The following is a 9275-nucleotide window of genomic DNA, read 5'->3' on the forward strand; positions in this document are numbered from 1 at the left end:
TATGACGCCGACCTGGCCCAGCTCACCATGCAGCAGGAGCTTGAGCGGAGGGGAACGCAGAGCTGCCGCTGAGGCATGACCCGCACCACACAGGCACCAAAAAACCAAGGAGGACAACCCCATGAGCAAAAACGAAAACGCCATTGTGCTCAAAGCTGGTGGGCGGGCCATGGAGTGCATCGGCACGGTCCGCCTCACCCCGGAGGCGGAGAAAGTAGTCCGCCGCCTCAAGGCCAAGACCGGCCTGCCCATCCGTCAAATCGTGTCGGACATCATTGTCCAGGCCGAAAACATCATCACCATTGAAACGGAGGAGGACTAATCCATGAAAGAGTACAAATGGAGCGTTGGCCTGCGCCACAAGACCACCAAGGCCAAGCTGGACATCTCCGTCTGGGCCCCCACCTGCGATGACGCCACGCACAAGCTGACCGGCATCCTCATCGGCCCTGAGTGTGAGTACGAATGGACCGGCACCGGGCCGGACTATGACAACGGCCCCAGGGAGCGGGACGCCGCCCCCACCAACCACTAAAAGGAGGAACAGCACATGAAAACCCCCGTTTCCCGCATTGTCCCCGGCAAGGTCATCCTCTACCGTGGGGAGCCCTGCATCGTCCTGGAGCACCGCAAGGAGGGCACCCTGCTGGCCGTGGCCGAGCAGATTGAGCAGTCCTTTGGCAAGACCAACAACTTCAAGGATGAGGACAACGCCCTCCGGGTGCACCTCAACGGCGCTTTCCTGGACAGCATCACCCAGGGGCACCCGGAGGAGGTCATCACCCGCACGGTGGACCTCACCGCCCTCAACGGCTCCAAGGAGTACGGGACCGTGGAGTGCAAGGTGGCCCCGCTCACCTTGGATGAGCTGCGCAAGTACCACGGCATCTTGCCCAACCCGGAGAGCTGGGAGTGGTCCGTGACCCCCTGGTCCACGCCCTGCGTGGATGATGACCATGTGTGGGTCCTTGGCTTGCTCTCCGATGGCTACCTCGGCAACCACTACTGCTCCGGCACCCGCGGGTCCCGCCCCGCTTTCCTCATTCCCTCCGATTTTGCGGTGGAGGATGACAGCAACCCGCTGGAGGGGTACAGCAACCGGGAGCTCATAGAGGAGCTTTTCCGCCGGGTGGACAAATGAGGACCGCCCAGGACCCGTGGGACAAGCCCCGGCGCAACCCCTGGCCCATCGTCATGGCCTGCGCCGCCATCGCTCTGGCCATCATCCTGGCCCTCACCGTTTCCGCCCTCACCTTAAACTTTATCTTTGACGCCCTGCTGGCGGACAAGCCCCCGGTGACCGTGGCCACGTCTGCCCCGGAGCCCACCAGCACCCCACCGCCCACCGCTCCGGCTGAAACGCCGGAGCTGGTGAGGCACCGGGATGACATTGTGAGTGACGGGCGGCTCCTGGCCTATGACCTCCAGGAAATCATGCAGGACCAATGTGAGCGCTACGGCGTGCCCTATGCCCTGGCGCTGGCCATCGCTGAGGTGGAAACCCACTTTGACCCGGACGCCACAAGCCCCACCAGTGACTATGGCCTCATGCAGATAAACCAATGTAATCATGAATGGCTCCAAGGCCTGGGCATGGACCCGCTGACCCATGCCGGAAATATTGAGGCTGGCGTCTACATCATCGGCGGCTACCTTGACCGCTACGGGGACACGGAGCGAGCCTTGATGGCCTACAACTGCGACCCCAGCGGTGCCCAAAAGCTCTGGGACGCCGGTGTCTACCAAACGGACTACACCCGCAAGGTCATGACCGCCCTGGAACACTGGACAAGCATTTTGGAGGACTGACCTATGCCCTATTATACCACCTGCCCCTATTGCGGGGCCCACCTTGACCCCTGTGAGCCCTGTGACTGTCAATCTGAAAACAAGGAGGATTTACAAGATGAGTAACCTGTCCATGACCATCAATGTGGAGGCCCCGGCCCTGGTGGCTGCCGTTGAAAAGCTGGCCGCTGCCATGACGGTGGACCCCAGCATCCTGACCCCTGACGCTCCCCGGCCCCAGATGCCCGCTCCGGCGGCTGTTCCGCCCCAGATGCCCGCCCCCGCCACGGGCCCGGCTCCGGCCATGCCCCAGACCCCCGGCCCGGCCCCCGCTCCCGTGACCCCGCCCCCGGCTCCGGCGGCCCCTGTTACGCCCCCCGCTCCTGCGCCCGCTCCGGCTCCTCAGACCGCCGCTCCTGTCATGCCGGTGGCCGGTGCCCCCACCTACACCCTGGACCAAATCTCCAAGGCCGGGGCCGCCCTGGTAAACGCCGGGAAGATGGAGCCCCTGCTGGCCCTGCTGACCAAGTACGGCGTCCAGGCCATCACCCAGCTCCAGCCCGCTCAGTATGGCGTCTTTGCCACGGAGCTGCGGGCTCTGGGCGCTCAGATTTAGGAGGTGCCCTATGCCCCCTGAGAAACACGCTTTGCTTTCCGCATCTTCCGCCTCCCGCTGGCTGGCGTGCACGGCGGCCCCCCGCTTTGAGGAGGGGCTGCCGGAGAGCACCAGCGACTATGCGGAGGAGGGCCGCCTGGCCCACGCCATTGCGGAGCTCAAGGTCCTCAAGAAGTTTACCATCATGACCAACCGCACCTATAACTCCCGGCTCAACAAGCTCAAGAAAGAGGCCCGCTATGACCCGGAGATGGACAAGACCACGGACCTCTACCTGGAGCACCTGCTGGAGCAGGCCATGACCTACAACAGCCCCCCCACCGTGGCCGCTGAGGTCAAGGTAGACTTTGCGGACTATGTGCCGGAGGGCTTTGGCACCTGTGACTGTGTGATGATTGGAGGAGATACCCTTTGCATCACCGACTACAAGCACGGCAAGGGCGTCCCCGTGTCCGCTGAGGGCAACCCCCAGATGCGGCTTTATGCCCTGGGTGCCCTCAAGCGCTACGCCCCCATTTTCGGGGACGCCATCAAAAAGGTCCGCATGAGCATTGACCAGCCCCGCCTTGACAGCTACACCACGGACACCATCACGGTGGAGGAGCTGCGGGCCTGGGGGGAGAGCATCAAGCCCACCGCACAAAAGGCCTTTTCAGGCCTGGGGGAGTTTGTCCCCGGTGACCATTGCCGGTTTTGCCGGGGCAAGGCCCAGTGTCGGGCCCGTGCCGGTGTCAACACCGCCCTGGAGGACTTTGCCGGGTGTGTCCCGGCGGGCTCCCTCTCCCCGGAGGAGCTGCAATCTATGGAGGCCGCCAAGGCCAGCGGGATGGAGGCCCCCGGCCTCCTCACGGATGAGGAAATCGGTGACCTGCTGGTCCGGGGCAAGCTCCTGGTCCAGTGGTACAAGGACCTCGAGGAATACGCCACCACGGCCCTGCTGAACGGCAAGCCCATCCCCGGCTGGAAACTGGTGGCCGGGCGGAGTGACCGGACCTTTACGGACCAGGATGCCGCCATCCAAGCCGTCATTGCGGCGGGCTATGATGAGGCCCTGGTCTATGACCGCAAGCCCAAGACACTCTCCCAGATTGAGGAGCTTATGGGCAAAAAGGAATTTAAGGAGAAGATCGGCAGCTTTGTGGTCAAGCCCCTGGGCAAGCCCACACTGGCGGAGGCCTCTGACAAACGGGAGGCCTACAACCCCGCCGCCGCTGACTTTGCGGGTGCGGTGCCGGAATGACCGAAACGGTGTATTTCCGGGCGGACACTTTCCGGGCCACCATCTACCTGCCCAGGCTCCATGAGCTGACCATCACCAACATCCGCAAGCTGCTCCGGCTGGTGTTCTGCTATGACTGGGAGAATGAGGAGGCCATCCTGACCACGGAGCTCTATATCCAGAACGCCGTGGAGGATAGCCTCCAGGCCTGGAAAGAGAAATCCCAGGAATACGCCCACGGCTGGCGCAACCTCAAAGGCCCCTTTGCACCCCGTCTGACCAAGGAGGAAAAGCTCAAGGTCACCAGGGAAAACAACCGCCTGACAGCAGCGGTAAAAGAGGCCAAACGTACCCATGAGAAATGGGTGAAGATCAACAGCGTTTTCCATGAACTCAGACAATAAAGGAGGATTTTTCCATGTATCAGAATGACCCCGCAAAGGTGCTGACCGGCGAAGTGCGCCTGTCCTATGTCCACCTGATCGAGCCCCGCACCAACAAGCCCGGCGATGACCCGAAATACAGCGCCACCCTGCTCATCCCCAAGACGGACTTTGCCACCAAGGCCGACATTGACGCCTCTATCCAGGCCGCCGCCCAGGATGCGGTGAGCAAGGTGTGGAACGGTGCCGCCCCGCCCCAGCTCCGGGTGCCCATCTATGACGGGGATGGCGTGCGGCAGTCCGGGGAGCCCTTTGGTGAGGAGTGCCGTGGCCACTGGGTCATGTCCGCCTCTACCTTTAACAAGCCCCAGGTGGTGGGCATCCAGAACATCAACCAGGAGCTCCCGCCCCGTGAAGTTTACAGCGGGATGTATGCCCGTGTGACCATCCGCTTTTTCGGCTACTCCAACAGCGGCAATAAGGGCATCGGCTGCGGCCTGGGCAACGTGATGAAAACCAGAGACGGGGAGCCGCTTTCCGGCTCTGCCTCTGCGGCCTCTGACTTTGCCGGTATTGGACAGCCCGGCGGTGCCGCCGCTGACTTTGCCAACCCTGCCCAGGGTGTCCAGCCCCCGGTGGCTCCTGCGCCCGCCTACGGGGCCCCTGTGGCCGCTCCTGCCCCCGCCACCACGCCGCCCTGGGGCACCGCCAACGGCATCAACCCCATCACCGGCCAGCCCATGTAAGAGGAGGACATCATGCACCATCTCAGCATTGACCTGGAGACTTATTCCAGCGTGCCGCTGGCCAAGGCCGGGGCCCAAAAGTACATACAGAGCCCGGATTTTCAAATCCTGCTCTTTGCGTACAGCGTGGATGGTGCGCCTGTGGAGATCATCGACCTGGCACGGGGGGAATACCTCCCCCCGTGGCTGGTCCAGGCCATCACCTCCCCGGACTACATCAAGCACGCATACAACGCTCCCTTTGAGTGGGGCTGCCTCTCCAAGTTTTTGGGAGCCCTCCCGCCCAGCCAGTGGCGTTGCACCATGTTCCATGGCCTCTATTGTGGCTATACCGCCGGGCTGGAGGCCACGGGGAAAGCGCTGGGGCTCCCGGAGGACAAGAAAAAGCTGAACACCGGCAAGGCCCTCATCCGCTATTTCTGCGTGCCCTGCAAGCCCTCCAAGGCCAACGGCCAGCGCACCCGGAACCTCCCGCACCATGACCCCGCCAAGTGGGAGCTGTTCCGGGAGTATTGCCGCCAGGACGTGGTGACGGAGATGGAGATTGAGCGGCGGCTGTCCGCTTTCCCCGTGCCGGACTTCGTACAGAAACAGTGGGAGACAGACCTTATTATCAACGCAAGGGGCGTGGCCGTTGACATGGAACTGGTGGACGGTGCCCTCTCCCTGGGGGCTACGGTCCGCCAGAACCTTATGACGGAGGCCATGCAACTGTCCGGCCTTAATAACCCCAACAGTGTGGCCCAGCTCACCGAATGGCTCCAGGAGGAAACCGGGGAGGAGCTGGCTGATCTGCGCAAGGACACTGTGGCCCGGCTGCTCAAGGAGGACAACAACAGCCTCAAAGTCCGCCGTATGCTGGAGATACGCCAAGAGCTGGGCAAGACCTCCACCAAGAAATATGACGCTATTGAGGCCGCCGTGTGTGCGGATGGCCGGGTCCGGGGGCTGCTCCAATTCTACGGAGCCAACCGCACCGGGCGCTGGGCCGGGCGGCTGGTACAGGTCCAGAACCTCCCCCGCACCTACACGGAGCCCCTTGACCTGGCCCGTGAGATGGTCCAGCGCCGCAACCTGGACGGGCTCCGGGCGGTCTATGGCTCCGTGCCTGACACCCTCAGCCAGCTCATCCGCACGGCGTTCATAGCGCCGGAGGGTCATGTGTTCATTGACGCTGATTTTTCGGCCATTGAGGCCCGTGTCATCTCCTGGCTGGCTGGGGAACAGTGGCGGCTTGAAGTGTTCCGCACCCACGGCAAGATTTATGAGGCAAGCGCCTCCCAGATGTTTGGCGTGCCCCTGGAGCACATCAAAAAGGGCCGCCCGGAGTACGCACTCCGGCAAAAGGGCAAGGTGGCGGAGCTGGCCCTGGGCTACCAGGGCAGCACCGGGGCGCTCATCAACATGGGGGCCCTGGATATGGGCATCCCGGAGACGGACCTGCCGGACATCGTGAGCCGGTGGCGGGAGGCCAATAAGCGCATCCGTGATCTTTGGTATTCCATGGACAACGCCGCCATCCAAGTCATCACCCAGGGCGGGACGGTGGGCATAAATAGCCTCATCCTCTCCCGTGAGTATGACTGCAACCAGGGAACGGACTGCATGACCATCACCCTGCCCTCTGGCCGCAAGCTCTATTATGTGAGCCCCAGCATAGGCCAGAACCAATGGGACAAGCCCTCCATTGCCTACATGGGCATGGACCAGAAAACCAAGCGGTGGAAACGCATTGAAACCTACGGCGGCAAGCTGGTGGAGAACTGTGTCCAGGCCATTGCCCGTGACTGTCTGGCGGACACCATTGAGCGCCTGGAGGCCGCCGGGCTCCCGGTGATCTTCCATGTGCATGATGAGGTGGTCATTGACGTGGCCCCCTGGACGGATGAGGACACCATGCTGGACTTGGTATGCTCCATAATGCGCACCCCTATCTCCTGGGCCCCTGATCTGCCGCTCAATGCGGACGGCTGGGTGGGGCACTATTTCAGAAAGGATTAAAGCGATGCAGTACATGGGCGGTAAAAGCCGCATTGCCGGAGCCATCGCCAACATCATCAATGAGATACCAAGGCGGAAAATCCAGAATAGCGGCCCAGATTGCCTCCGTCATATCCGTGACGGGGGGGGGGGACAATGCTTTGTTAGTCTGTTTTGCGGCTCCTGTGCCGTTGAGAGCAAGGTCCTTGGCTTTGACCGGAAAATCCTAAATGACAAGCACGCTTACCTCATTGCCATGCTCCAGGGCGTACAGAGGGGCTACAACCTGCCGGAGCTTATCACACTGGAACAATACCAATACATACGGGACCACAAAGAGCTTGACCCTGTTCTGGCCGGTTTTGTGGGCTTTGGGTGCAGCTTTGGCGGCAAGTGGTACGGAGGCTATGCCCGAAATAAGACCGACACCAACTACGCTTTGCAAAGCAAGCGGTCCCTGCTCAAAGACATGGCCACCCTGCAAAATGCGGAGTTTGTCTGTGGGGACTACCGCCACCTGGGCATCCCTCCCGGCTCCGTCATCTACGCTGACCCGCCCTACAACAACACCACGGGCTATGGTGGAGAAAAGTTTGACACCATTGAGTTTTGGATAGCCATGCAGCTCTTGGCCGATACGGGGCACACCGTCTTTGTAAGTGAGCAAGAGGCCCCACCCGGCGTTGCGTGCATATGGGAGCGCCCCTTTACCCGCACACTGGACCGCAACAAAAGCAATCAATTCAAAGTGACTGAAAAGCTCTTTTATTTACCACCAAGGAGGCTTTGAACTATGCGCATGAAAAATGACAAGGGTATGCCTCCGTATATGGAGAAATCCATTGCAGATATAACGGGAAAGAGTGCCCGGACAGGGCCGCCCGGCTGTGCCTGGAAGAATACCCAGAGAGCGAAAAGAAATTTGAATTTTACACCACCGGCGTGAGCCGTACCGGGTGTATGTTCTGCGCTTTCGGAGCCCACCTTGAGAGCTGCCCAAACCGTTTCCAGCAGATGCAGGAAACCCACCCCAAGCAGTATGACTATTGCATGAGGCCTGTGGACCAAGGCGGCCTTGGCATAGCTGAGGTCCTGGACTACATAGGCATTGACCATTAAGGAGATCGCCACATGATACACCTGGGAGACATCACCAAAATCAACGGCTCCACCGTGGAGCCTGTCAACGTCATAATCGGCGGGAGCCCGTGCCAGGACCTCTCCATTGCGGGAGGCCGGGCCGGGCTGGCCGGTGAGCGTTCTGGGCTCTTTATGGAGCAAATCAGAGTAATTAAAGAAATGAGGGATGCAGATGCCGCAAGAGGCAGAACTGGGCGGAGCATCCGCCCCCGCTGGATGGTGTGGGAGAACGTCCCCGGAGCCTTTAGCTCAAACAAAGGGGCGGACTTTGCCGCCGTCCTCCACGAAACCGTCAAGATCGTCTGCCCGCAAGCCCCCGCTGTTTCTATCCCTAAACGTGGATGGCCAACAGCCGGATGCCTCACCGACATGGGAGGAAAATGGAGCCTTGCGTGGAGAGTTTTCGATGCTCAGTTTTGGGGAGTGCCCCAGCGCCGCAAGCGCATCACACTTGTCTGCGATTTTGGAGGCCTCACCGCACCCGAAATACTCTTTGAGCGCCAAGGCGTGCCAGGGTATTCTCCGCCGTGCGGAGCGCCGTGGCAAACCTTTACCGCCGATACTCCGGGAGGCGCTGGAGAGGCAAGCGCATACCGAATAGGCGCATATTACAGCGCCGGGATGCTTTCCCCTAATCCTCAAGCCGGTATTATCCCGGCAGACATCTCATGCACATTGGACTGCAACGGAGGAGCCCCCACGTCTCAGCAGGGCGGTGTTTGCATCGTCCAGCGGCCCCTTGCCATACCTGTGGAAAATCACGCCCAGGACAGCCGTGTCAAGCTGTCTGAGGATGGCACCGTCCAGACCCTCAGCGGGAAAATGGGGACGGGGGGGGAATGTTCCCCTGATGCTCCAAGAGCGTATTGCCTACGGATGCGGGCTGGGTGCAAAGGAGGTGGAAAAGGAGCCTTGATACAGATTGAAAAGAGCGGAACGCTTTGCCCAAACAATGACCAGACCCTTTTTACTATGCAGGGCTTTGGTGACTACAAGCGGGGGGGGTGACTTCGACATTGAGAGCTGCTAATGACAAGACCACGGCGGACCTTGTGGTGGCCGTTGACTGCCGCAACTGTGCGGAGAGCCCAGAGGTCACCCATACCCTCCAAGCAAAGCCTGGTGGTGGCCAGAGCCTAAATTATACCCCCTGCATCCGACAGGGCCTTTTTGTCCGCCGCCTCACCCCGCTGGAATGTGAACGGCTCATGGGCTACCCGGACGGCTGGACGGATATAGGAGACTGGACCAAGACGGACAAAAAGGGCAAGACCCGCACGGTGAGCAGCGCTGACAGCCTCAGATACAAGGCTCTGGGCAACAGCATTTATTTGAACAAAGCCATTATGTTAATAATGGGTACAAAAATGGCATGAACACAAGGTTTCCGAGGATTTTACTGC

The 9275-nt window shown here is 60.9% G+C and carries 13 protein-coding genes; 12 read left to right on the plus strand and 1 reads right to left on the minus strand.

Annotation, left to right across the window (positions count from 1 at the left end; genetic code table 11):
• Positions 1-121 precede the first annotated feature (121 nt).
• The 10 genes from NFS22_RS22370 to NFS22_RS22415 all read left to right on the plus strand — a co-directional run bounded on the left by NFS22_RS22370 (position 122) and on the right by NFS22_RS22415 (position 7522).
• Positions 122-322 carry a hypothetical protein gene (locus tag NFS22_RS22370; protein ID WP_160233259.1) on the plus strand — a complete coding sequence of 67 codons (201 nt, stop codon included), beginning with the start codon at positions 122-124 and terminating at the stop codon, positions 320-322.
• 3 nt (positions 323-325) lie between these two features.
• On the plus strand, positions 326-535 hold the full coding sequence (locus tag NFS22_RS22375) for a hypothetical protein (RefSeq protein WP_160233258.1): 210 nt from the start codon (positions 326-328) through the stop codon (positions 533-535).
• Positions 536-550: 15 nt separating this feature from the next.
• A complete protein-coding gene (locus tag NFS22_RS22380) occupies positions 551-1141 on the plus strand; it encodes a hypothetical protein (RefSeq protein WP_251319876.1) in 591 nt (196 codons plus the stop codon).
• On the plus strand, positions 1138-1809 hold the full coding sequence (locus NFS22_RS22385; protein WP_251319877.1) for a transglycosylase SLT domain-containing protein: 672 nt from the start codon (positions 1138-1140) through the stop codon (positions 1807-1809). The genes NFS22_RS22380 and NFS22_RS22385 overlap by 4 nt, the downstream gene beginning before the upstream one ends.
• A 97-nt stretch (positions 1810-1906) precedes the next feature.
• Positions 1907-2404, plus strand: coding sequence for a hypothetical protein (locus tag NFS22_RS22390; protein WP_251319878.1), 498 nt, complete (start codon positions 1907-1909; stop codon positions 2402-2404).
• Between the two features lie 10 nt (positions 2405-2414).
• Positions 2415-3644, plus strand: coding sequence for a DUF2800 domain-containing protein (locus tag NFS22_RS22395; protein WP_251319879.1), 1230 nt, complete (start codon positions 2415-2417; stop codon positions 3642-3644).
• Positions 3641-4027, plus strand: a complete 387-nt coding sequence (locus tag NFS22_RS22400; protein WP_251319880.1) for a hypothetical protein — start codon at positions 3641-3643, stop codon at positions 4025-4027. Before NFS22_RS22395 ends, NFS22_RS22400 begins: the two co-directional genes overlap by 4 nt.
• A 14-nt stretch (positions 4028-4041) precedes the next feature.
• Positions 4042-4752 (plus strand): DUF2815 family protein, encoded by a 711-nt coding sequence (locus tag NFS22_RS22405; protein WP_251319881.1) that lies wholly within the window; start codon positions 4042-4044, stop codon positions 4750-4752.
• A gap of 12 nt (positions 4753-4764) precedes the next feature.
• On the plus strand, positions 4765-6753 hold the full coding sequence (locus NFS22_RS22410) for a DNA polymerase (protein WP_251319882.1): 1989 nt from the start codon (positions 4765-4767) through the stop codon (positions 6751-6753).
• A 4-nt stretch (positions 6754-6757) separates the two neighbouring features.
• Entirely contained in the window at positions 6758-7522 is a 765-nt protein-coding gene (locus NFS22_RS22415; RefSeq protein WP_251319883.1) for a DNA adenine methylase, read from the plus strand.
• Here NFS22_RS22415 and NFS22_RS23945 read toward each other — a convergent pair.
• Entirely contained in the window at positions 7498-7848 is a 351-nt protein-coding gene (locus NFS22_RS23945; RefSeq protein WP_338148061.1) for a hypothetical protein, read from the minus strand. The two genes, NFS22_RS22415 and NFS22_RS23945, sit on opposite strands and share 25 nt — an antisense overlap.
• Before the next feature lie 15 nt (positions 7849-7863).
• Here NFS22_RS23945 and NFS22_RS23950 point away from each other — a divergent pair, with 15 nt between their 5' ends.
• Entirely contained in the window at positions 7864-8880 is a 1017-nt protein-coding gene (locus tag NFS22_RS23950; protein ID WP_338148062.1) for a DNA cytosine methyltransferase, read from the plus strand.
• Between the two features lie 8 nt (positions 8881-8888).
• On the plus strand, positions 8889-9248 hold the full coding sequence (locus NFS22_RS22430; protein ID WP_251319884.1) for a hypothetical protein: 360 nt from the start codon (positions 8889-8891) through the stop codon (positions 9246-9248).
• The last annotated feature ends 27 nt before the right edge of the window (positions 9249-9275 follow it).

It is taken from the genome of Flintibacter muris, assembly GCF_943192995.1.
Taxonomy (GTDB): Bacteria; Bacillota; Clostridia; order Oscillospirales; family Oscillospiraceae; genus Lawsonibacter; species Lawsonibacter muris.